32 protein-coding genes and 1 tRNA gene are annotated in these 22272 nt (G+C 41.9%); 10 read left to right on the top strand and 23 right to left on the bottom strand.

All coding sequences use genetic code 11. The features are described 5' to 3' along the window. The first annotated feature begins 285 nt into the window (after window positions 1-285). The gene (locus GLO7428_RS15570) at window positions 286-1818 is read left to right on the top strand and encodes an AAA family ATPase (protein WP_015189527.1); all 1533 of its coding nucleotides are present in this window, start codon (window positions 286-288) and stop codon (window positions 1816-1818) included. A gap of 257 nt (window positions 1819-2075) precedes the next feature. Here GLO7428_RS15570 and GLO7428_RS15565 read toward each other — a convergent pair whose 3' ends face one another. The 3 genes from GLO7428_RS15565 to GLO7428_RS15555 all read right to left on the bottom strand — a co-directional run bounded on the left by GLO7428_RS15565 (window position 2076) and on the right by GLO7428_RS15555 (window position 3195). After that, entirely contained in the window at window positions 2076-2537 is a 462-nt protein-coding gene (locus GLO7428_RS15565; protein WP_015189526.1) for a DUF29 domain-containing protein, read from the bottom strand. Beyond that, window positions 2534-2908 carry a hypothetical protein gene (locus GLO7428_RS15560; RefSeq protein ID WP_015189525.1) on the bottom strand — a complete coding sequence of 125 codons (375 nt, stop codon included), beginning with the start codon at window positions 2906-2908 and terminating at the stop codon, window positions 2534-2536. The genes GLO7428_RS15565 and GLO7428_RS15560 overlap by 4 nt, the downstream gene beginning before the upstream one ends. Window positions 2909-2982: 74 nt before the next feature. Next, window positions 2983-3195, bottom strand: coding sequence for a hypothetical protein (locus GLO7428_RS15555; RefSeq protein ID WP_015189524.1), 213 nt, complete (start codon window positions 3193-3195; stop codon window positions 2983-2985). 222 nt (window positions 3196-3417) lie between these two features. On the opposite strand from GLO7428_RS15555, the gene GLO7428_RS15550 reads away from it, so the two are divergent. From GLO7428_RS15550 to GLO7428_RS15505, 7 genes are all read left to right on the top strand, one after another. Continuing rightward, complete coding sequence (locus GLO7428_RS15550) at window positions 3418-3669, top strand: helix-turn-helix transcriptional regulator (protein ID WP_015189523.1); 252 nt, start codon at window positions 3418-3420, stop codon at window positions 3667-3669. A gap of 142 nt (window positions 3670-3811) precedes the next feature. Further along, complete coding sequence (locus GLO7428_RS15545) at window positions 3812-4105, top strand: hypothetical protein (protein ID WP_155823749.1); 294 nt, start codon at window positions 3812-3814, stop codon at window positions 4103-4105. Between the two features lie 332 nt (window positions 4106-4437). Beyond that, complete coding sequence (locus GLO7428_RS15540) at window positions 4438-6267, top strand: DUF3987 domain-containing protein (protein WP_015189521.1); 1830 nt, start codon at window positions 4438-4440, stop codon at window positions 6265-6267. Window positions 6268-6636: 369 nt separating this feature from the next. Continuing rightward, the gene (locus GLO7428_RS15530) at window positions 6637-6900 is read left to right on the top strand and encodes a hypothetical protein (RefSeq protein WP_015189520.1); all 264 of its coding nucleotides are present in this window, start codon (window positions 6637-6639) and stop codon (window positions 6898-6900) included. Window positions 6901-7624: 724 nt separating this feature from the next. After that, complete coding sequence (locus GLO7428_RS15515) at window positions 7625-7825, top strand: hypothetical protein (protein WP_015189517.1); 201 nt, start codon at window positions 7625-7627, stop codon at window positions 7823-7825. A 5-nt stretch (window positions 7826-7830) separates the two neighbouring features. Continuing rightward, window positions 7831-8247: a helix-turn-helix transcriptional regulator gene (locus tag GLO7428_RS15510; RefSeq protein WP_196797377.1), complete on the top strand. Its 417-nt coding sequence runs from the start codon at window positions 7831-7833 to the stop codon at window positions 8245-8247. Window positions 8248-8271: 24 nt separating this feature from the next. Next, window positions 8272-8718, top strand: a complete 447-nt coding sequence (locus tag GLO7428_RS15505) for a response regulator transcription factor (protein WP_015189515.1) — start codon at window positions 8272-8274, stop codon at window positions 8716-8718. Here GLO7428_RS15505 and GLO7428_RS29085 read toward each other — a convergent pair whose 3' ends face one another. Then, window positions 8719-9564 (bottom strand): peptidoglycan-binding protein, encoded by an 846-nt coding sequence (locus GLO7428_RS29085; protein ID WP_015189514.1) that lies wholly within the window; start codon window positions 9562-9564, stop codon window positions 8719-8721. A 116-nt stretch (window positions 9565-9680) separates the two neighbouring features. On the opposite strand from GLO7428_RS29085, the gene GLO7428_RS15495 reads away from it, so the two are divergent. Further along, entirely contained in the window at window positions 9681-9887 is a 207-nt protein-coding gene (locus GLO7428_RS15495) for a hypothetical protein (protein ID WP_015189513.1), read from the top strand. Here GLO7428_RS15495 and GLO7428_RS15490 read toward each other — a convergent pair. The 13 genes from GLO7428_RS15490 to GLO7428_RS15430 form a co-directional block, all read right to left on the bottom strand. Then, the gene (locus tag GLO7428_RS15490; protein ID WP_015189512.1) at window positions 9884-10381 is read right to left on the bottom strand and encodes a hypothetical protein; all 498 of its coding nucleotides are present in this window, start codon (window positions 10379-10381) and stop codon (window positions 9884-9886) included. The two genes, GLO7428_RS15495 and GLO7428_RS15490, sit on opposite strands and share 4 nt — an antisense overlap. Continuing rightward, window positions 10378-10992, bottom strand: coding sequence for a hypothetical protein (locus tag GLO7428_RS15485; protein WP_015189511.1), 615 nt, complete (start codon window positions 10990-10992; stop codon window positions 10378-10380). The genes GLO7428_RS15490 and GLO7428_RS15485 overlap by 4 nt, the downstream gene beginning before the upstream one ends. Next, window positions 10992-11309, bottom strand: coding sequence for a hypothetical protein (locus GLO7428_RS15480; protein ID WP_015189510.1), 318 nt, complete (start codon window positions 11307-11309; stop codon window positions 10992-10994). Before GLO7428_RS15480 ends, GLO7428_RS15485 begins: the two co-directional genes overlap by 1 nt. A gap of 9 nt (window positions 11310-11318) precedes the next feature. Next, entirely contained in the window at window positions 11319-11648 is a 330-nt protein-coding gene (locus GLO7428_RS15475; protein ID WP_015189509.1) for a hypothetical protein, read from the bottom strand. 8 nt (window positions 11649-11656) lie between these two features. Next, on the bottom strand, window positions 11657-12166 hold the full coding sequence (locus tag GLO7428_RS15470) for a hypothetical protein (RefSeq protein ID WP_015189508.1): 510 nt from the start codon (window positions 12164-12166) through the stop codon (window positions 11657-11659). Further along, window positions 12166-12702, bottom strand: coding sequence for a hypothetical protein (locus GLO7428_RS15465; protein WP_015189507.1), 537 nt, complete (start codon window positions 12700-12702; stop codon window positions 12166-12168). Before GLO7428_RS15465 ends, GLO7428_RS15470 begins: the two co-directional genes overlap by 1 nt. A 36-nt stretch (window positions 12703-12738) precedes the next feature. Then, the gene (locus GLO7428_RS15460; RefSeq protein WP_015189506.1) at window positions 12739-12975 is read right to left on the bottom strand and encodes a hypothetical protein; all 237 of its coding nucleotides are present in this window, start codon (window positions 12973-12975) and stop codon (window positions 12739-12741) included. A 119-nt stretch (window positions 12976-13094) separates the two neighbouring features. Further along, on the bottom strand, window positions 13095-13802 hold the full coding sequence (locus GLO7428_RS15455; RefSeq protein ID WP_015189505.1) for a hypothetical protein: 708 nt from the start codon (window positions 13800-13802) through the stop codon (window positions 13095-13097). Further along, entirely contained in the window at window positions 13799-14719 is a 921-nt protein-coding gene (locus GLO7428_RS15450) for a hypothetical protein (RefSeq protein WP_015189504.1), read from the bottom strand. Before GLO7428_RS15450 ends, GLO7428_RS15455 begins: the two co-directional genes overlap by 4 nt. After that, window positions 14719-16650 (bottom strand): hypothetical protein, encoded by a 1932-nt coding sequence (locus GLO7428_RS15445; RefSeq protein WP_155823746.1) that lies wholly within the window; start codon window positions 16648-16650, stop codon window positions 14719-14721. The genes GLO7428_RS15450 and GLO7428_RS15445 overlap by 1 nt, the downstream gene beginning before the upstream one ends. Continuing rightward, window positions 16650-16832, bottom strand: coding sequence for a hypothetical protein (locus GLO7428_RS15440; RefSeq protein WP_015189502.1), 183 nt, complete (start codon window positions 16830-16832; stop codon window positions 16650-16652). The genes GLO7428_RS15445 and GLO7428_RS15440 overlap by 1 nt, the downstream gene beginning before the upstream one ends. Continuing rightward, window positions 16822-17340 (bottom strand): hypothetical protein, encoded by a 519-nt coding sequence (locus GLO7428_RS15435; RefSeq protein ID WP_015189501.1) that lies wholly within the window; start codon window positions 17338-17340, stop codon window positions 16822-16824. Before GLO7428_RS15435 ends, GLO7428_RS15440 begins: the two co-directional genes overlap by 11 nt. A gap of 14 nt (window positions 17341-17354) precedes the next feature. Beyond that, entirely contained in the window at window positions 17355-18071 is a 717-nt protein-coding gene (locus GLO7428_RS15430) for a hypothetical protein (protein ID WP_015189500.1), read from the bottom strand. 221 nt (window positions 18072-18292) lie between these two features. On the opposite strand from GLO7428_RS15430, the gene GLO7428_RS15425 reads away from it, so the two are divergent. Beyond that, window positions 18293-18865, top strand: a complete 573-nt coding sequence (locus GLO7428_RS15425) for a recombinase family protein (protein ID WP_015189499.1) — start codon at window positions 18293-18295, stop codon at window positions 18863-18865. On the opposite strand, the gene GLO7428_RS15420 is transcribed toward GLO7428_RS15425, so the two are convergent. From GLO7428_RS15420 to GLO7428_RS15395, 6 genes are all read right to left on the bottom strand, one after another. Then, window positions 18862-19062, bottom strand: a complete 201-nt coding sequence (locus tag GLO7428_RS15420; RefSeq protein WP_015189498.1) for a DUF2283 domain-containing protein — start codon at window positions 19060-19062, stop codon at window positions 18862-18864. The genes GLO7428_RS15425 and GLO7428_RS15420 overlap by 4 nt on opposite strands. Then, the gene (locus GLO7428_RS15415; protein ID WP_015189497.1) at window positions 19059-19316 is read right to left on the bottom strand and encodes a DUF4258 domain-containing protein; all 258 of its coding nucleotides are present in this window, start codon (window positions 19314-19316) and stop codon (window positions 19059-19061) included. Before GLO7428_RS15415 ends, GLO7428_RS15420 begins: the two co-directional genes overlap by 4 nt. A 21-nt stretch (window positions 19317-19337) precedes the next feature. Next, window positions 19338-19532 (bottom strand): hypothetical protein, encoded by a 195-nt coding sequence (locus GLO7428_RS15410; protein WP_155823743.1) that lies wholly within the window; start codon window positions 19530-19532, stop codon window positions 19338-19340. 305 nt (window positions 19533-19837) lie between these two features. After that, window positions 19838-20971, bottom strand: coding sequence for a tyrosine-type recombinase/integrase (locus tag GLO7428_RS15405; protein ID WP_015189495.1), 1134 nt, complete (start codon window positions 20969-20971; stop codon window positions 19838-19840). 197 nt (window positions 20972-21168) lie between these two features. After that, window positions 21169-21241, bottom strand: a tRNA-Phe gene (locus tag GLO7428_RS15400). A 65-nt stretch (window positions 21242-21306) separates the two neighbouring features. Continuing rightward, window positions 21307-22161: a metal ABC transporter permease gene (locus tag GLO7428_RS15395; protein ID WP_015189494.1), complete on the bottom strand. Its 855-nt coding sequence runs from the start codon at window positions 22159-22161 to the stop codon at window positions 21307-21309. Window positions 22162-22272: the final 111 nt, after the last annotated feature.

The raw sequence follows: 22272 nt of genomic DNA, 5'->3' as shown, positions 1-22272 counted from the left end.
AATAATACAAAAATGATTTAAGCATCGGCTTTAGAGGATGTCTCGAAAGGAGTAAACGGTTGTTCAAACCATCCCCTTGCTCGCCGCTAGTTCCTACAACAGAATAAACCCCTAAGTGCGAATTTGGCTTTTCAATCCTGAGGCTTTCTAAAGTTGAAGTTCCCTACTTGTAGGAATTTAGAGAGCAAATACCACATCATTAAATCTTCTCAATTATCCTTTCACCTGTATCGCTGCGGTTTCTACTAGTAAGCTTAAACAAAAATCTAAAACCTAAAACTTAAAATGGCATCTAATACTTTACTTCCTGCTTTAATTCAACAAATGATGCAACCGGAGTTTTATCCGCATCCGGTAAAAGAACCAATCGAACTAATTCAAACTCATGTATCTTATGTGCTACTCACAGGTGATTACGCCTACAAACTCAAAAAGCCTGTGAATTTCGGTTTTTTGAACTACTCAACGTTAGAACTGCGACAGCATTTTTGTCAGGAAGAGTTGCGGTTGAATCAAAGAGGTGCAGGGGAAATTTATCTAGAAGTTTTGCCCATTACACAACAAGAGCGGTATCATCTTGGTGGTATGGGAGAGCCTGTTGAGTACGTGCTGAAAATGCGACAATTTCCCCAAGAGGCACTATTTCTCTCGATGTTTGAGCGGGGCGAACTTGATGAAGCTCGTATGGAAGAACTAGGACGCATTGTCGCACAATACCACGCGCAAACGGCTACAAATGATTATATTCGCAAGTTTGGTGAAGTTGAGCAAGTACGCCAATCAATTGATGAAAATTATGACCAAACTGTAAAGTATATTGGTGGTCCCCAAACGCGATCGCAGTTTGAAGAAACGAAAAAATATACAGACAACTTTTTTGCGCAGCGTCAGCAATTATTTACCGATCGAATTGCCAATGACTGGATTCGCGAGTGTCATGGCGATCTGCACTTACGCAACATTTGTTTATGGCATGACAAAATTTTGCTGTTTGATTGCATTGAGTTTAACGAACCATTTCGCTTTGTCGATGTCATGTTTGATATTGCCTATGCCGTCATGGAACTAGAGATGTTGCAGCGTCCAGATTTAGGCAATGCGTACTTAAATACTTACATTGAGCAAACAGGTGATTGGGAAGGTTTGCAGGTATTACCATTGTATCTCAGCCGTCAATCTTATGTGCGTGCTAAGGTCAATTCTTTCTTACTTGACGATCCTGGCGTACCAGAAACAGTCAAACAAGAAGCTGCAAAAACCGCTGCGGCTTACTACAAATTAGCGTGGGAATATACAAAACCACGTCAAGGTAAACTGATTTTGATGTCAGGGTTATCTGGTTCGGGTAAAAGTACTGTCGCACGCCAGTTAGCGCGTAACACCAAAGCAATTCACATTCGTTCGGATGCCGTGCGCAAGCATTTAGCAGGAATTCCCTTATTAGAACGCGGTGGAGATGAAATTTATACAACCGAGATGACGCAAAAAACCTATGCGCGGTTGTTAGATTTGGGTTTGATGTTGGCAACTCAAGGTTATACGGTGATTTTAGACGCGAAGTACGATCGCATTTCCCTGCGCCATGAAGCGATCGCATCTGCACAAGCGCAACAATTACCACTACAAATTATCCACTGTACAGCACCAGTCGAGGTACTACGCGATCGCTTGTCTTCACGCACGGGTGATATTGCAGATGCAACTATAGATTTACTAGAAACGCAGCAAGCAGCCTTTGAGCCTTTCACTACTGAAGAACATCTAGTCAAAGAGGTGAATACAACTCAAGAGTTAGAATCACAGTTAATACTCGAGTAAAGTTTCAATGCAGTCTCTTCAATTACATAGCTGTTTGCAACAGTTCTTACCATAGTGAAAGAGATTTCTACTTACAGTGAACAATTGACAGTGGACAGTTGACATTTGTTTCGTTTCAATTTAGTCCCTGCAATAAAAGGGATTTCTACGACACGAGGATTTTCAGTCCTCTTGTCCTATACGCAAAAACAAGGGTTTCAGCGTCTGCCAAAACCCTTTGGACTAAACTTGGACTAAATCATCGTGTATATACAAGGTTAGTAGGGTAGCTCCTCGTCGCCAGGGAGAAACTCAAGGTTAAGAATTTGACTGATCGAATAAGGACACTCCGTAGGGAAAGTGTCAGATGGCAGTCCGGTTTCACGGCGAGCTATTTCAACACCGTCAACATAAGCAGCTTGCAAGATTTCCGGTATATACGTTTTGAGGCTTGGTTGTTCTTTCAATAGTCGAGCAATGCGTTTTCTACCATTAAAAATTGAACCATTCCAACTCCCACTACGAGAGTTAGGTTGATACTCCCACTTGAGTAAATGCGTGAGAATTACAACTAAATAACTTTCTAATTCACGCTTATTACTGCGGTTCAATCCCTCTAATTCCTCAATCAGATTATCAATGTCTAAATTGTCCCATTGATGACTTTTGAGACTATCAATTTGGCTTGCTAACCATAGCCCGTAATCTGTATCGTAAAGCTTGCTTGTATTTGTACTCATAGTTCTTGGTTCTCTTCTAGTAATTCCCACGGGGCATTTTCAATCAGCGACTTAAATTGCAATAGGTAATCCCACGAGCGACTATACTTGAATTCTCCCTTTTGTGCGGGATTACTACCGTATTCTTGCCGTTTATCTTCGATAAATTGATTGATAGCTTTGAGAATGATTTCTTGTGGTGTTTCTTTATCTCTTGCCCACTGCTCGATAATGTCAGTTCGTGAGGTATTGAGAGTATCGGCAAGTTCGCCTAAACTCTGCCATGCAGTATCGGTAAGCCTAATAGATCTAAGGGTTTTAGGCGCGTCATAGGCTACTGAGAATTTACCGTTATCGTCTCGCACGGCATCACGAAATATGTTATTATTCATGCGGTCTATGTGTGTTGATTCTACCACGTATATACACGAGAGCGCTACTCATGTATATACGTGGATTTTAAGTATTAGTTATCAGCTTTGGATCTGATACGTGGAAAGTCACGACCAATAGCGCTAATGGTTTTGATCATATCGAGCAGCATCGCTATATCTTCGATGTCATAGTCAGGGCTAGTTTCTGCTATTAAAGCAGCATCAGTGAGGTGATTTATTGCACCGCAAAGATGGTCGTGAATCCTGCTATTAGCTAATTCACGCTTTACTTGTGTAAGATCCATATTGATGACCTATAGTGTAAAGTTTTTTCTAACACCAGATAGCTAGGCGACACTACGACTTACAAGCTGTACATCTGGATGCGAAACTAATTACAAGGGCAGGTATTTGTAAAGGGAATTCCTAATACGAAGTGCCTGTCCTTTTGTGTTGTCTATCTGCTCACACTTTAGTGTGATCTGAAATAAATGTCAACTATTGTGTGGATATAAAAGTATGGTATTATGCAAGAAAGCGACCAAGAAGGTGATTTGACTTTGAAGTTACTTCGAGAGAGAACTGGACTTAGCCAGGAAAAGCTCGGTAGGCGACTGGATTTGAGCCTTCGGACAGTTGGAGATTGGGAGACTGGTAAGAAAATACCCAGATTTGACAATGCCATCGCTCTAGCCCGCGAACTAGGAGTATCCCTAAAAACGCTTGCCAAAGCGATGAAACTTGATGTAGAAGGAGTACCAGATGACGAATCAGACTGATTGACCAAAATGCGAGGATTTACCCTTGTATTTCTCAGGTAGACCCTCGCATCTTTGATGAGTTCAAACGCAATTAGAGACTCATCAAAGGATAATGGAGCTACTGCTAGCCCTCTGCCTGTCAATTGTGGCATTAAGTGCAGTGGGCATATCAATTGCGGCTATACGAGTTTTGCGCCCCGTGGTGCAACCGTTAGTACAAACATATCAAAGACCGCGATCGTCGCGCCGACGATCCAACAACAAAAAGCAGCCAGTGCGACTGCACCACAAAGGCGCAGATCGGCGGCTGCAAAAGCAATTATTCTCGATGACGATGGATCGAGCAACAGCATTAAGACTAGTTGAAGGACTTCGAGAGCTTGAGCCTGGAAGACCGGAAAATTGGTACTGGGAAAAAGCAATCGACGACCTCATCAGAGATCGTCGCCGCTAGTTCCCGTAAACTGTTGTATCCATTAGTCAGAGAATTTCAGTAAATTCTCGATAGTACCGATGTTCTCAATACGATTAGATAGGGAGGTAAGAAACCGAAAACCAGCACCAGCAAGAGATTTGAGAGATCGACGCATGGGCTGGTTTTCTTATTTGCAACAGTTTTACAACGTAACCGCTGTCGTGATTTAAATCACTGCACAACCGTCACACAGTAGCTACAAACCGCTGCACCTTCAATCTACCAAATAAGAAGGTGATTGAACACAGTAGAAAATAGCGCAGCTACTGGACTTCAGCGGGGTGAAGTAGCTGCGCTCAAAAGGTAATAATATGTCTGATGCTTACGATTCCTATTATCGTACGCCAGCAGAGATCGAGCGTCGATTAGCAGAAATTGCTGCACGACTTAAAGAAATAGGTCCGAGCCACGTTCTCAACGACGAATTACACGAAGAATTCATCGCGCTCTTTGACGAGCAGACCCGCCTCAATTACCAACTCGATAGTCTCTTTTCCAATCAGCCGCCACCGCCACTAGAACAGATTGATTTACCCGTAGACCGCCAAGGCAAGCTAGGCTACCACCGGATTACGATCGCCACACCGCCAAAAGAACTGATTGAAAAGATTGACCAACTCATCGACAAACCACTCGGTAAAACCGAACTCGACATCGAACTACTACATATAGCGCAAGAGACACGGCGAACCACACTAGATATTCGCAACCTCTACTACACGCGCATCACCGAGCTAGAAGAAATTGACCCTGAAAACCAAAAGCAGCTTAAAACCGACCTCGATCAACTGCTGACGATCGCCGATCAAACACTCGACCTCAAAGAATTCTTACCCTTACCACTTGCAAATCCCCTCACGCGTCAAGCCCAACTCATGAGCTTGCGCCCCGAAGTATTACTGCTGGCACTACTCGCAGGCATCAGCAGCTGCCATAAGGTAGGCACTGAGTTAGTGATTGAAGAAGAAATGCAGTTTACCGTGCCACCAATTCTTTACTGCGGAATCGTTGCTGATTCGGGACAGAAGAAATCACCGATTCTACGCACCTTGGTTAAAAAGCCCTTAGACGCGCTCGAACGCGCGGTAAACGAGGCACTCAAAGCCAAATACGAAGCCGAGCTTGAAGACTACAGAGCTTGTACCCAAGAAGAACGCAACGATCGCTTTCCTAACGGCGAACCGCAGCAGCCAGACCCGATTGACTATTACTTAAGCGACCTCACACCCGCTGGTATCCACCGTCAGTTTGCTAAACATCCAGAACGCGGCTTACTTTACTTCCGCGACGAACTTTCCGCGATGTTCAAGTTTGATCGCTTTGGTAAAAGCACCGAGCGTCAGGATTTCTTGAGCTTCTACGACGGTAGCGGTAGCAAGGAACTTCGCGCCGAAGGTTTCGCCAGCCGCACAACACAAACACAGCTATCGATCCTCGGTGCGATTCAGCCCGAATTGCTACGACAGCTGTTGCAAGATGGTTCTGACCCTGACGGTTTATGGGCGCGATTTCTGTTTGTGGCACAACCGCAGCAAAAGAGTTCGCTACGCGGTCAACGAACCAGATACAACATCAACACCGAGCTACTCAATCCGCTCTACCGCAAGGTTGACGCACTGCCACGAATGACCTACTACCTCAGCGATGCAGCATTTGACCTCTATGCCAACTATTACGACCGCCTCGAACACCTGCGCTGCACTAGTTCCGACCCTGGAATGCAAGCACTCTACTCAAAGATGGAAGGCACAATCGGACGACTAGCGCTTAACCTCCACGTCATCGACGAAGTGCTAGACCAACCCGAAGGCGTCATTAGTAAGGAAATTCATCAGAAACACGTCAAACAAGCGGGTAAGCTCGTCAGATTCTTCATCAACCAAGCCAAGCGCATTCGCTCGACCGCCGTCACTGCCGAAAACCACGAGCTAGCCCCACACCTGGCGGCGATCGTCGAAAGGTCGCGTCAAGTTGGTTCAGTATCGGCACGCGATATTAAGCGATTTGTTTGGAGTTTGCGTAATGCTAGTCCTACTGATATCAGAAATCACTTTCTAACACTAGAAAAAATGGGGTATGGAAAATGTGAGCAGTCATTAAGTCGTCTTTGCTTCTGTGCAAAAAAAGAGGCAAAAAGCTAAAATCCTCGACAGTCTCGACAGTTTGCCTGTATTGCTTGTCTGACAAGGCTTAGGAGGTGTCGAGAAACTGTCGAGAATCCCTCGACAGTTTGAAAATCCTCGACGCTTTTTACAAAACTTCATTGTGAGTAACGAACTTTGGTCATTTGGAGGATCTAAATGTTAAGCAATGTAAAAAACGTCGAGACTGTCGAGCAACTGTCGAGGGCATTCTCGACAGCAAAACTCCCTCTGTGTATAGGTTTCAGCCAACTGTCGAGACTGTCGAGGATTTTAGCTTTTTCGCCCTTTTTTTGTACATCAGTCTGATATAGACCTGTCAACAAGCCTTTTAATTGCAAATAAAACTTTTTCAGTACAGGAGTAGCAATGTTTACTAAAAAGACCACTTCAGGAAACGAGAGTGCCTTCCCTTATCTGGATGGCGACGGTAATTTAACGATGTCAGAAATCGGTTTGACGAAGCGCGAGTTATTTGCAGCGCTGGCGCTTCAAGGATTGCTATCTAATCCCTTCGTAATGGGACGGACTCCAAAAGAGTTAGTTGAATCCATCATGGCTGGTTACGACATCCCAGATTTGGCTGTATTAGTGGCTGATAATCTGATAGAGCGATTAAACGAGGTTGAATAATGATCAAAATCATCGTCCAGAAAGGAGCGCTAATTCCCGTCATCATCTGCGACATCGGCACGCGATATTAAGCGATTTAAAGTCGCAAAATAACTACAATCTTCAAAATGAGTAATTCAAACACAAAAATATTTCGCCTAAACCAAATCAACGAAGCAGACCATCTTGCCTATGATTTTGAGTTGTTCGACTGCCCTATGTGTGGCGGACACGGCAGGCTCCTAATTAACCCGTGGGACATAGATCTAAACATTGATGGTGTTGAATGTGACGAGTGCCGAGGTGAAGGGGAATTATGGGTGGCTATAAAAAGGAGCAGAGATTTTGATGAGAGTGACGATTTTTGACATAAAAACCCCCACTGATTAGCGGGGGTTTGTTCATGCCTGAGTAAAAAGGAGAGTGTGGAAAGCTGTTGTACGGATCGCTCGTTGTTTGTCCCAACCGTTATTCACTAGGGTTTACAAGCGCGATCCGCCGTTATTATAGCCATAAGTTTTGAAAAAGGCGATCGCCTTCAAATGAAAATCACCAAAATAGATCGACTCATGACAGGAATAGCTGTGATTCGTGGATACGATCCGAATGCGGAATTATCAGCACACATCGATGTAATCCATTTTGGAAATTGCAGCACTATTAAAGATAAAATATCAACCTTTGATAAGATTCGTCTAGAAACGTACGGCTGGTGCGTAATTGACGACCGCTGGACGCTATTTGTATGAATAAACTCAAAGCCTCCTATACAACAATCTGGATAGCCATAGCATTCGCTATTGCCTGCAAAGAACTCGCCCGATATACTGGCGTTGCAGCAACCGACTGGGCAACAGAACTGCGCCGCCGTGCTTACGAAAAACTCAATAAATTATCAGATAAAAAACTAGTAGAATATATATCCGAAAACTTCGACTATGACTAATGTTTATGGAAGAAACTCTAGCAGCATTATCCTCAGCAGAAAAAAGAATAGCGCGTCTGATTTATGCTCGCTATACTGCTGCTGAAATTGCCAGCGAAATGAGTTACTCAGTGCCTAACGTTCACTATCACTTAGGAAGAATTTATCGGAAATTTGGTGTTAGAAATAAAGGCGAACTACGGCTTTATTTAGAAAAACAACCCAGATTAGGAAAAGTTACCTACAAATCTTCTTTAATCGATATTAATTCGGCACCAGTTCAATACAGGGATGAGTTATTTTACAAACAAAAGCGATTGCGCATTGTTAACGCTATCTACAAACTAAAATTTCGCTGCGATAGTGTATGGATTAGCTCAAAGCGCGAATGGCAACGGGAATTAGACGAAATTATTAATGTAATTATTCAAGAATTGAGCTAATAATTCTAGGCGATTGAAGAATTGATGGCAAATAGTAATTGGCAGTGCGACCAGGACGGTCGCCTGGAGCTAACTTCACAAGAAGAAAAGATAGCAACGCTTGTTGCTAGAGGATATTCAAACCGCAAAATAGCAGAATTAATCGGTGTTTCCCAAAAAACGGTTAGTAAATCTTTACGCACTTCTTATAGCAAGCTGAATATTAATAATAGAACAGAATTAATGTTGGTTAAACTAGGAGAGACTAGCTCACTTCTAGAGTGGCGCTATTACTCATCACTAGTTAATCTTGATTTTGCTTCACCCAGATACAAAAAAGCAACACGCAACAAACAAAAGTGCTTGCGAATTGCTTTAGAAATCAACCACTTAAAATACAAGTGTCGTTTTAATTTAGTTTCATTAAAAAGTGAGTGGTTGGGAGAATTAGATAAGTTAATGGAAACGATCATCAAAGAACTAGGCGAGTGATTAAGAGAGAGCTTGCCAAGTTTGAATCCCGACAGTACCATCTGCTACCAATTCTTTTTTTTTCTGAAATTCCTTCACTGCCGCCAGTGTCTTGGGTCCAAACTTCCCATCGGCTTCGATTGCAAATCCTGCTTTTTTAAGCCGTTGCTGCAAAACAATCACCGCGCTTCCACTCATACCCTCGCGTAATGACGAAAATCTTGCTAAGTTGACTTCTGGCGGTCGCTGCGGGTCCACCACTCCAGGAATTTTTTTAAACCCAGTTTCCGGCACTGATTGCAAAGCTAATTGAGTTTGAATTCCCCATTTACCATCTTCAGCAATTCGCGCTTTAGGATTATTGAAATTGTAAAGTTGCTGGAATGCCTTGATTGATAACCAGCGCATATCCTTAGTTCCAGCGCCCTTGAAATCAAAGTGCGGCGGGTCGAACGAGCCGAGCCAATCCCAACCAAATCGCTCTAAATAAGGTCGCCACCAAAAGTAATCGCGTGCATCGATCGCTAACGCGCCATTGTGATTACTATCGCCAGGGCGAGCAGCAGCAGGAATACCGCAGCGCTTATTTAGGAAATGATTATATAAAATCAACTGCTGACCTATTGTGCGGTAGCAGCTTTCAATTTCAATCGGTTTATCACCAGGCGCGCTTTCTACAGCCTTCACCAGTGCGATCGCCGCAGGTGCTTGTAAATACGGATGCGCTGCTTTTTTAAACTGAATGCGCGGATGATTAATGCGATGCAACACGCCTGGTGCAATCCGCTGTATCTGGTGAATTAGCTGCAAATCAAAACTTGCAATTCCAGTAGTAGAGCAATTCCTGTACTGACCTAGTGTACTCATTCGTATTGTTACGTATTAAAGCAAATCTTTTCATCAAAAACTTGTTGCTGATTTTGCCTATTAGTTGTGCGCGTTGAGGATACTTGAAGAATAAGAAATCAATCTATTTATAAAAAATGAGTACTCTTATTGAAGTTCCTAATCAGCCCGATACAATCACTAATCCACCTGAATCACTACCTGGATTACTTGAATGGTCGGTTCTCGGATTAATTGCTGTATTTCTAATTAAAGGTCTGTGGAAAGAATTTTGCGAAAGCGAAAAAGCTGAACGCGAGTTGATTAATAAACTAATTGATAATCACTTAAAAAACAAAGATTAAATCTGGAAACCAAAGCCATTATTTTGAAGTGATAAATTAATAAAGTCGCTATCTTCTTGTGACCAAATACTTCCTAACGCCCGTTGCAAATCCTTTAAAGCAAACTCTAGGTCTTGAATTGTAAAAACATTTGTATTAAGTGCTGACATAAAAAAGCTTAAAGCGCTCAGTATATCTGAATTTGACTTAGATGCCATATAAGCTTTACCAAATACTGGTGTATCTCTGACTGCTGCTGCTAGCCCTGCAAAATTAGGCTCTGCTACAGTTGAATCGTTCGATGGAGGGCGATCGCTTAAATCAAGCGTTTCCCATTCGGGTAAAGCTTGAATTTCGTTTAATAATATTTGGTCTAATTCCGATTGTGGCTCAAAGTTTTTAGTCGATGGATTAAAAGGAAGTGTTGCCCACATAGGGTTATTCTCGCTACCACGATTGTAATGAATGAGCCAAGGATTGCCTAAGATAGAATAAGAAATTCTTAATTTATTCATGAGAAATAGGGGCGAGCAAAACGACATTGAGCAGTAAACATAGTTATTGCCATATTAGGCACACTGCCAAATTTATTCCAGCCGAAAGCTATTCCACGCCCTAATTCATTGCTGTTATCAGGGTCATTTCCGTTAGGAGCAGCAATAAGATGTGTGTTTATGTTGTGCAATGTTAAAAATACATTTTTAAAACTTCCATTATAAGTTCTTCCCTGCATAGAAAATTCGGTTCCAGGTATTATAAATGATGCACTTCCCCCTATAATATTTCTCAAATTAAAAGACCAATAATTAATATTAGAGTCAATTCCACTAGAACCAGGACTTATCTCAGCCTCAAGCCTTCCTGCAACTCTAAATCTTTCTAAGAAAAGGTTGTAATTCCCAGCAAACTGAAAAGGTACTTGTGATGTACTAGTAGAATTCAAAGTTAAAAGAGGGGAATTATGGCTGTAAAGAATAGTACTTAACCAATAAGTGCCATTCCAGAACCATTGCATCTGTTCATCAGGATTCCACCACAGTGTTTGATTAATAACTGGATTGTTAGGTGGAGTCGTTGAAACAATGACTGATTGAGCAATCGGCTCTGAAGGTAAATACAAAGGCATTAGACAAACTCTCTAACTAATACTCCTGTTCCTCCCGCAGCGTCCCACAGTCCTTGAATCTCTCCTGTGTAGTGGTAAGGCAATTCATAGTATCCGCCAGGACTTAATCGCACGCTATAAGCTAAAGCTGTCGGTGCTGCGCCTAACTCGATAAATACATTACCTGTCGAGTTATTCCACAAGGTTAATCCTTTGCGTGCTGCGTTATTTGCTACAAGAATTTGTGCAACTGTAATATCGCTAGGAACTGCGATCGTAGCGCGAGTAACTGTTGTACTAGTTGATGAAGAAATTATAGAAGGATTATTTAAGGGCATATTAACTTACTAAAAACTACATTCAACAACAGAAATTTCAGCGGCACTAGCTGCAATAGCCGCAATTCTACCTACAAACAAATTATTTTGCGTTATTTCAAAACTACTACCTCGCGCTGTAAGAATAATGCCGCGATTTAGTTCTGCATTGCCTTCACCCAGTAATAAAGTAACAGGCTCATTAGTAGTATTTGTAATTACCATGTAAGCTCTATTTAAATTTGTTGGCATTACTTGCGTAGACGTATTAGAGTTTAAAACTACTCGACGGTTACTAGCACGGTCGAATGGTAGAAGCAATTCTCTTGCCGTTTTTATCGATTCAACATTATTGAGCATAATTTTTATTAATTCAATCTGCGTTTTATATCTTCTAAATCAGCAGTTACTTCACTAAGTATCGATTCAATATCTAGCAATTTTTGTTCAATTTCAGTCGTGATAATATCTTGATACTCCCATACTTCTACATAAATATCTTCTAGCCAGTAAGGAATCTCCAATTGCAATACATAAGGTAAAACGCCGTAATCCTCAAACTTAATTAGCGTTAGTCGATTAAGCCCAACGCGCTTTATGTCGGATGCCTGAACACCGCTAATAAATCGATAGTCGTCGCTCGGTGAAACGTACAAATATTGCGATGCTCTAGCGCCTAAAAACCAGTAAGGTAAAGCAGTTTCACTGTATGTGCCGACAAGCAGTGTATGCGAATTAGGATTAGTGTATATGGGAGAAATCGGGATGTATTTATACTCGTATTGTGCCGAGCTAGAATTGGGGATTCTTTGAGCAACCCGCCTTTCACTTAAAATTAACTCCCAATTCTCCCTAGTAGATAAGTCCCAAACTGACATTATGGATTAGGTGTTGCTGGAGCCGTCGGTACTCCATCCCGATTACCTGGATTAGGATCTGCTACGTTAGGAACTGCAACAGGATATTTCTGTTTTGACGGTGTTAGGAAATAGGCTGGCTTATGCGTTGTAAATGTTGTATTAATCCACATTGCGATAGAATAATTAGTTGCGTTTCCAGGTACACGCAAACTAACCATTCGATATCCTCTGCTTAAATCATTTGGATTGTGCGGGATTTCAGTAGGAACAATAATAAGCTTTCCTTGCGCTCTGCCTCTTCTGCTACGTCCTCCTACATCCACCCATCGCGCTACACCAACAGCGACCGGCGTAGCCTCGGTAGTTCCTGATAATTGATCTTTTACATACCTTTTTCTAGTATGTGCCCGTCTTTCTCTATTAGTTTGCGTTGTAGTACCTGCAACAACCGCCGCTTCCATTCCAAAATAATCGATGACTTTTGCAGGTACTTTTACAAAAACTGTTCTGCCGCTACCTATATTCATAGGTACTAACTGCGCTTCGCGTGCCATACCTTAAAATCCCTCTTTTAAGTATTGCTATTTTTCTTATTCTGAAATTTCGGTTACTGGCACTTGTAAGGAATCAGCAACTATATGAGTTACTTCGCCAGTTTCTTCATTAATTCTTTCTTCTAAAGGTAATACAAAGCTACCTGTTATTCTTTTGTTAACTAGGTCGCGCGAGTAGGTTACGTTGCCTTCAACAAATCCTGCTTTTTTTGTCGCTTTACTAGCTCGTATAACATAAGAAAAGAAAGATTGAGCTAAGTTCTCATTACTCACAATGTTAGCCCTTCATTTATTAGCTTTTAATTGCAAAACCAAGCTAGCGCAAGCTTTTGCGGCTTGTCAAGACTAAAATTACTACGGAAGCCTTAACCCTTCCGTAATATTTTTAGTCATCAATTTACTAAAGCACCTGCCTTTTTGTTTGTCCGATCGTACAGAAGAATAGGATCTTTTACGCCTGACAAAGATACATATGCATATTGAAAGCGAACATCGACATTAGGACGAATACGCGGTTTGGCAACTAACTCGCCCATAACAACTTGCTGTTCTGGAATTTCTGGATAAGCTAAGGCTTCTTGATCGTTTTTGTTCTCAAACAGAAATTTCCAATCAATTGGATGACTTTGTAGAGAAAGAACAGCGGTTATGATGCGCTTGGCTTCAGTTTTAGTACGGCAGAGCAGTTGGAATTGATAGCCTAGTTCCCAGTCACCATAGCTATAAAGTGTTTTGCCTTTATTCCAAACAAAACCGCCGTTGACTCCAAATACTTCTTTGATTCGTCTACCTAATGTTGTTGCGTTTGTTTTAGAAAATGTTTGCGTTGTTTCATCCATTAGGCGAAATCGAATAACGCCTTCTGTCCTTCGTCTACCTTGCGGAGTATTCGGATTTGTACCTACTTGATTAAAATTGGTATCTTCTAAGAAGAATAAAGTAACTTTTGGCTTACCTTTTCTAGGAATTGATTCTAATTCTCTGTAGCCAGATGAGCCACCAAAATCTTTTTGTTCAATAATTTGATGTACTGCTAGTATTTGTGTGATTGCGGTTTTTAATAGGTTTTTGTTACCAGCTAAAACAATCTTATTGCTCATGAAGGCGTAGCATTAACATCAACAACGCCATCATTATCTCTAATAGGCTCAATGGTGACTACGCCATAATCACCTAATGTTGATTGATTAGCCATTTTTTGCATTGCAAAGTAAGAATCAGCCGCACCAGCAACGATGAAGCCTGCTTCAATGCAAGAATCTTGAAACTCGTCCCAGAATTCTTCTGCGTACGCTTGCTCGACTGGATCTTTTATAGAATCAATTGAATCTTCCATCGCTCCAGCAAAAGACCAAGGTTCGTTTCTATTTTTATTAGCTTTATCTACTGATTCTTGCGTTAGGATGCCCATGGCAACAAGAACATTAGCAAACCCGATCGCCGCGCCACGTAGCAGTGTTCTGTAGTTTTTGAATAACGCAGCAAAGCCGCGTCTTACTTGCAAAGTTAATTGCAGCCTGATCATATTGGCTAAAGAAGCCGCTATATCGTCTGCTGCTTCTTCCCCTAATTCTTTCATCATGTACAAGGCTAGTGGTTCGTTAAATACTGCGATTGTTGCTGTCGGGATTAATCCACAAATCGCGTAGCCTAATGACTGTCCTGCAAGCGATCCTCTGGCTGCTGCTAGGGCTATTTCTGCCTGTTTGATTTGTTGGTCTAGCTGTTGATCGGTACTATTCCAGTTGAAATTAATCAAAAACAAACCTACGTTGACCGTCTGGCCCCAGAGCGCGGACCAAGAGATTTGAAAAAGTGTAGCAAACGCTTGCAGAGTGCCGCGCATTAGAGACTGACCAAATCTTTCTATTGCATTGTAAACACTGGTTACGGAGTTATCGTCTTCTTGCGTTGTCCCTGTCGCGTTGAGCGCTATTCTGCGAATGCCACTGCTACCAGCAGCAACTTTTCTTGCAGCCCTGGAGGCAAGCGAATTAAGAGATATCGAAAGACTCATTAGGTTTGCTCGTCTATATCAGTGAGGTCGCGAATTTTGGGTCGCTGTGCGTAGGGTCTACCATAAGGTTGTGTCGGATCTCCTACGGTAGGAATATCTGTAAAGCCATTTTCAACACGATTGATAAAATCGCTAAAGCTTTCATCATTTTCGTTTACTTTTTTGACCGCATTGTAAGTATCTAGCAAATATTTAAGTATTTGCCCTTTGATATCTCCATTGGGGTTAAGTCGCCTTTTGTAAACTGCTTGTAAAATTGCTGCTGCTTCTCGAAAGCGCATTAAATCTGCTTCTAACCCGAATTTGTCATCGAATTCTACGCAATTAACTTTCACTTTAGTTTCTTGCAGAAGTTCGTCAAATTTAGTTTTCCCAGGATTGAAGCTTAAAGGCATTTCTAGTTTGATGTCTTTCTGTTTGAAACCTACCCAGTCTGTTAGAGACTGTAGGAGTTTATAAGTAACGAAATTCTGTTGTTTATCTGTACCTGTTTCGATTAAGTTACGAACGGCAATGTTTAGGATAGTTTCTGTGTTGATGTAGGATTGAAAGTTTAATGTGAATATCTCGGCGATCGCTTCTGCCATATTTGGCAGTTTTACGCCTTTAGGCTGATCGCCTGGTGTACTTGGATCGCTATCTTTGATTTCAATTGGTATTTCCCATTGACCCATAATTTCATCGAAGCGTTCAAAATACCAAGTCTGCAACCGCGTCAATGATGCAATTTCATCTTCACCATCTGGAATCAAATTTCCTGGAAAGCCTTCAGTTTTAGTAATTAATGATTTAGGTAATTTAACGGGGTAATCATCAACTCCTACTATTTCTGATAATTTGTCTATCTTTTTTATTAATAATTTTACTAATGAATCATCATGAGGAGGACAGCACTTCATACAACACGGTTCCTCTTGTAAAGGTGGGGCGGGATTGTTTCTATTTGAATTTGAATACTGACCGCATTTAACTAAAACTGTAAAATTTTCGGTTTCAGATTCTGTTATCGTTGCTATATATTCCGGTAGAAAATATCCACCTCTATGATCAATGCGAGTCTGAGTAAAACTACTATTAACAATATTATTTCTATTGATATATTCTGTTGCTCTTGATAAGTTACGCCAAATCAGTCCCAAGCGTCCTGTGCCAACTCCAGTCCCAAAAACATTATAAGATTCTTCGTAATGAGTTATTTTAATTGTTTCTGTTCTATCGGAAGAGTTATCTATTCCATTCCCTGAAAAATCTCGCCAAACTTCTCTAGCGTAATTTGCGTTAGCTTTAAATGTGCTTTGAACTCTTAAAGTAACATATCCAAATACTGGGGTTTCAATATATCCTGTAGCTGTAATAATTCGTTTTGTTTCTGTAGGTATAACAGGATAATCAAAGCGAATAAGGCTTACTGTTCCATTTGATATAGCTTCTATAAAGTTACCTTTGCCATCATAATTTTCAACTTTTTCATAAGCAAAATAACTATCTCTAAATACTAAGATAACTGTTGGCGCGTTAGCTGCGTCGCAATTATTAGGAGGTATGCGGACGGGTATCGAATAATTATCTGATGCTGGTAACGGCTCCGGTGGCAATTTCCGGCATTCAGGATATCTATACACTAAAGCAAGCGGTGGAAATTTAATAAATCCTACTGTTTGATTTATACGAATTCCAATATTGCAACTGTCTATGTGAATAACGGGCTGCAATTCAAAGGCAAATGGCGATATTGGGAAGCCGCCACAATAAGGACTATCAGGGTATCTAGCACAATCAAACGGGCTAACAGGTTCTAGTGAACTTCTATACAAGCCTGTATCGCCAATTGGAGCCAAGCCAGGCATTATGTCATTCTTAGCGTCCTGCTCATTCAACTTTTTTTCTAGTTGATTTAAAACAAACTTCTTAATTCGTCTTTGAACAACCACTATCTTTTCTTTTCTGGTATACCTAAACGCACGATGCAACCATAAGAAGCTTTACGCAATCGCATATACTTTTCGTTCATTACTTCCAAGTCAGTTTTACTTGCAAGCTTGTAAGGCATTAGAAAACCATCTGGATCGTTTTCATAAACCTGACGACGGTCAAACGGATTATTAAGAAGCACTGTAAACCTCCTCAATTCCGTAGTTCCTAACATTAGGAATCCAGCCAAACGAGTCGCCTGTCCAGATAACTGTAGCCAATCGATACCGATCGGCAAGAAATAATTGAGATGGATAATCGTTGCAGAATTTACCGTTATATTGAATCTGCACAGTGTCACTATCAGAGGTTTTAATTAGGGATATTTCTGTACCTTCTGGGGGATTAGAAGGTAAATAAACATTTACATTCTGATCAATGCCAGTTGAAATAATCACAATTTTTTCTCCAGGTTGAGCATAGTAATCAATAACTTCAGTAGAAATAAGCTTCCAGTTATTGATTGGAGGTAGTAAATGCTCAAGCCCGTATTGTAAATTGTTTAAGCCATCGACGGTTTCGTCAACAAGATTATTGATAACTTGTATGAGATGCGAACCATTACCTGCTTTAGTTTCTGTCGGCTCAACTGGATTATCATTGATTCCAGTAAATACAGGTATCTTTAAATATTCAAAATCAAAATCCATTATTAGCACTCCTATTAATTAGCTATTAAAAATTCATTACCAACCAAAGTATTATTGCCAATAAGAGTAGATAATCCGTTTCCTCCATCTTGTCCACCTCCAGTATTGATCGGGGCGCTGGTAATGTTGACGTTGATAATTGGTTGCCTTTCAGGAACCGTTAAATTAACAATTGGCTGCGGCTCAGTATATTGAACAAATATTTCCTCGACATAAGAACCGTGAATTGTTACTTTATCTATAGTCTCAAGTAAACCATAACCTACATCATCAATTCCAATACCGATAGCGCTATTTTCACCAAGCTCTAAAGCTAAGTTATCGGTAAACAGATCCATCAGGTTATAAATCCGATAAGGATATCCCGATGGATTGAGCATTGATATGCTTCCAACTTTTGACCAATCAAGGTTATTCCCAGTTGGTGAAATATACAAAGTCATTTGCTTGCGTGGTGAATTCCATTCAACATCTAGGACTTTGTAGAGTTTATCGGTATCGCTATCCTCTAACTTAAAATTAGGTAAGCTTGCTTCTGGTAGACTACTGATTTCAGCAAACGCCTTAAGATTTTTGAAAAAGCAATTGTAGTTGACAATTGTGTGATCTGGAATTAGCTCACTACCTACAGTTAATTCACTACTTCTGTAAATAGGAATAATTGAACTGCCAGAATTAACAGTTAGGGGTATTACAATTGAACGAGCGCGGTTAACAGAACTAATCGGCATAAGGCGATTGTCTATTTGATTCTAATCTAAGATATTCGATTTAGTTGAAAAGTGCGACCGCTGCCTAATCTATTTGAGATTCTAGTTTTATAAACGACCGTTAATAAGACAGATTTACAATTCTAAGAGCCACGCCAATCAAAAGCTATTCTAAGTGTCTTAAATCTTGTCTTTTTATCAGTGTCTTGCTAAGACTGTAAAGCAGGTTTATGAGACATTAAATGTTAATTGGTTACGCACGGGTGAGTTCACTCGATCAGAATTTAGATCTACAAATTGACGCACTTGATAAGGCGGGATGCGATCACCTTTTTACGGATACCTCTAGTGGCGCTTCATACGATCGCCCTGGATTGCAAAATGCACTTAGTCATCTACGCTCTGGCGATACTTTGGTTGTGTGGCGACTGGACCGGCTCGGACGTAACTTAAAACATCTAATTGATACGGTCGATGACCTCAACTGTAGAGATATTGGCTTTCGCAGCTTGACTGAAAGCATCGACACAACGACGAGCGCGGGTAAATTGGTGTTTGCAATCTTTGGCGCTCTGGCAGAGTTCGAGCGCGGGATTATCAGAGAGCGGACGCTTGCAGGGTTGGCGGCGGCGCGGGCTAGAGGTAGAAAAGGCGGTAGGCGATTGAAGTATAGCGATAAGAAGATTGCGGCGGCGATGCAGTTAGCTGCTGGATCTGACGATCCGATTACAGAGGTGTGCGAGTCACTGGGGATTAGTCGCGCGACTTACTATCGTCGGCAGAAGAGTTTACATTCTTCTGCCGCAAAAGACTAAGACTTTGATGTAGCGGTAGCGATCTTCCCAAGGTTGTTGATTTTCTTGGATGCATTGAGAATCTCGATTCCGACTACGTTGCCCTGAGCATCATAGTCAAGGATTACGCCTGGCTCAACTTCGTCGCTTTCAGCGATTGAGTTATTTCCCCAATTAATTGCTAGTGCGTCAACTTCAGAATCGTAGTGTGCTTTCATGACTTTCTCGACCAGTATTTATCGATTTTACTTGTGACGTAGATTGTGACGACAACCATTGGATCAACTTGATCATTTACCACCACGCGCAATAATTGCATCTTCCCGTTGTAATCAAACTGCGATTGATAAACTTTTGCGCCCTCTGATTCAACTATTTGCTGTGGATTCTCAAGGACCATCTCTACTAGATATAAGGGCAATGCTCTGGTTGCTAGTTGTTCTTGAGCGTGAAACGAAAGCTTAAAGTTCATCGAAGCGATTGTGGGCGTCGGTCATGGCTTAAGTTCTTTGCGCTTGGCGGCGGCGACTAACTGATCGATGCGGCTACTGGCGTTGCCGCCGCGCTTTAGCCATTCGAGCGTTTCAGGAAGAATGGTGAAATTGCAGCGTACTTTACCTTGATAGCGCTTTAGCGCACCGAGTTTGAGATTTTCTAATGAACGTGGCGATATCTGCTTATCTGCCATAGCTAACATCGAATCGTGTGTATGTTTAGAATCCTAGCACCAATTCGTATTTGAGCCTTCTTTGTGGTGAGAAGCAACTTTTAAGCGCAGTGCGTGTTAAAAAATATTGCGCTGCGCTTGATTAATCTTGTTTTTTATTATAGAAATATATATAAGGGGAATATTAGCTCTTTTTTATTATATATTTATACACGTATATACGTATACGCGCACGCGTGAGATTAAATAAAAAAATACGCTAAACACTATATAAAATAAGCATTTAGCGCGTTTTCGATTTTGGATTTTTGAACCGTTTTACAAATCTACGAAGCTTTTGGCGCAACTGGTCGATCGCTGCGGAGCGTGAGTGACTCGAAGGCGCGTTGATGATGGCGGTCAGTAATCCAGTGGTGATATAGCTCGGTGTGGGTTTTGACGCTATGCCCCATTTGTTGGGCTGCTAGTGTGATATCTAAACCAAATTGCAGCGTGCGGATTGCCCAACAGTGGCGTAGATCGTAGGGCTTGAATGGTAGCTCGGCATTGCGGCGGAAGTATTGGGTGCAGCGTTCGCCTAATTCGCTGTTGTTTTTACCATTTACGGCGGGTACAAGCGGCGATCTAAGGTTAAAGGTGTCAATCCATTCAGGGTAGTACGCCCATACTCTTCTTGCGCCTGTTTTGCCGTCCAAAATATCTATGTATGAGTAGCCAGCCACGAGAGCTTGCGAATCGAGGTGAAAGACTTCGTGTGGGCGAATGCCGAATGTGGCGATGATGCCGTATGCCCATTGCCACGCAGGGTTGCTAATACGGTTGTACCAGTCGGTGATGGTTTGGTCATCGGGTAAGTCACGCGGTCGGACGCGCTTCGGGTTGTAGTTGCCTGCGAGCGGCTTTGTGTCGTATTCAATCTGAGCGAAGTTAGCGAGCGCTTGCAGTGCCATACAGTGGCGTTTGCGGTTTTTGGTATCCGGTGCGGTCGCTTGAATCGCAGCGGTGATGATTTCGGGCGTGAGTGCTTCATTTTGTGGCAAGCGACGAAAGACTTCCCAGTAATCGCCTTCCCAAGTTGTTATTGATTTAGGAGTTCGGGCGCGGCGGTGGAAGTAATCGGTTTCAAATAGTGTAATCCAGTCGCTAATTGAGAACGTTTGTACTACTGGTAGTGAAGTGGCTTGTGAGGTTTTGATGTACGGTTGCCAGGAAAATTGTCCCGCATCGAGTAGCGCACCAACTTTACGAGCTTCGATTTCTGCTAAAGAAATACCAGCAGGATTAACGCGAACGCTCAGCGTTATTCGCTGCTGGTAGTGGCTTTTTGTGTTTGAAACAGGCTTCTTAGCAGGTAGGTTAGCACGTAAATATAGCCGCGTACCTCGCACTTCGATCGCAACGCCGACATTAGCAGCTTTGAGTCTGCCATTAGCTTGATTGAGTTGTCGCTCAAAATTCATTTGGACTAAATTTGGACTAACTGAGTGTGAAACGACCTAAGCGCAATGCTTTGAACGGATTAACTCGTAAAAATCACATGATGGCGTAAATGTAAGGCTTTGCCGCCAAACTTAAGCTGTGCTTAATTTTTATTCATTTGGATAAATATCTGGTTGTTAGATGAGCGGTAGAGCGTAGAAACGCTCATCTAAGCGGATGCCAGGAGGCGGACTTGAACCGCCGACACGAGGATTTTCAGTCCTCTGCTCTACCAACTGAGCTATCCCGGCAGGCGTGTTTTTTGCGCTTAACTAATGTAGCAAATTGATATTGGCTTGGCAAGTAGATTTTTGAATTATGCAGCTTTGAATTTTAACTTTGTCCAACCAAAGACGGCGACAAACACTAAAAATTGGATGAGAACGATGCTCGGACCTGAGGCAAAATTCAAAATACCCGACACAAGCATCCCCACAATGCTGCTACCAGCACCAATTAGCACAGACATTGCCAAAAAGCGCATAAAGCGATCGCTTGCAAGTTTAGCCGTAGCCGCAGGAATGACAAGAAAAGCATTGACTAGTAAAACGCCAACTGCTTTAATCGCGATCGCCACCGCAAAAGACAGCAGTACAACAAAGGCATAGCGATAAAATTGCACTGGGATACCTTGAACTTGGGCAACAGCAGGGTTAAGAGTCAACAAAATTTGTTGTCGTAGTGTCAGTAAAAGAAAAATGCTGCTACCGATGAGTACTAGCAGTGTCAAAACCAAGTCAGTCGTGTTAATTGCCAGAATATCTCCAAATAAAACTGACATCAAGTTACCTCGGTAGCCTTGGATTAAGCCGCTAAGAATGACACCAATCGCCAAAGCACCAGATAAAACAATACTCAAAATGCTATCGCTTGCTAAGTCGGTTTGATCGATTAAATACAGGACAACCAAGCCAAACACTAACGTAAAAGGGAGTAACATCCAAGTAGGGTTTAGCTGTAGCAACACGCCTAGAGTCACGCCAACTAACGCTGCATGACCTACTGCATGACTAAAAAAAGATAGCTGTCGCAAAGTGACAAAGCTACCAAGTAAACCACCAAGGATTCCCATTAACATCGCACCCGCGATCGCGCGTTGCATAAACGGAAACTGTAGTAAATTCCATAAATCATTACTTGCAATAACCGCTAATTGTTCTACGGTGTTCATATCGTCAGAAAACGAATTCGTTTTGTTTGCGCACTCCTCAAACTAGGATCGCATAGACCGAGCGGTTTCCAGACAAATCAATGGCAGGAAGTTTCTCCCGTACAGATCGCA

Origin of the sequence: Gloeocapsa sp. PCC 7428 (genome assembly GCF_000317555.1) — a bacterium.
Lineage (GTDB): Bacteria > Cyanobacteriota > Cyanobacteriia > Cyanobacteriales > Chroococcidiopsidaceae > Chroogloeocystis.
This window is presented reverse-complemented; position numbering and strand designations above follow the sequence as displayed.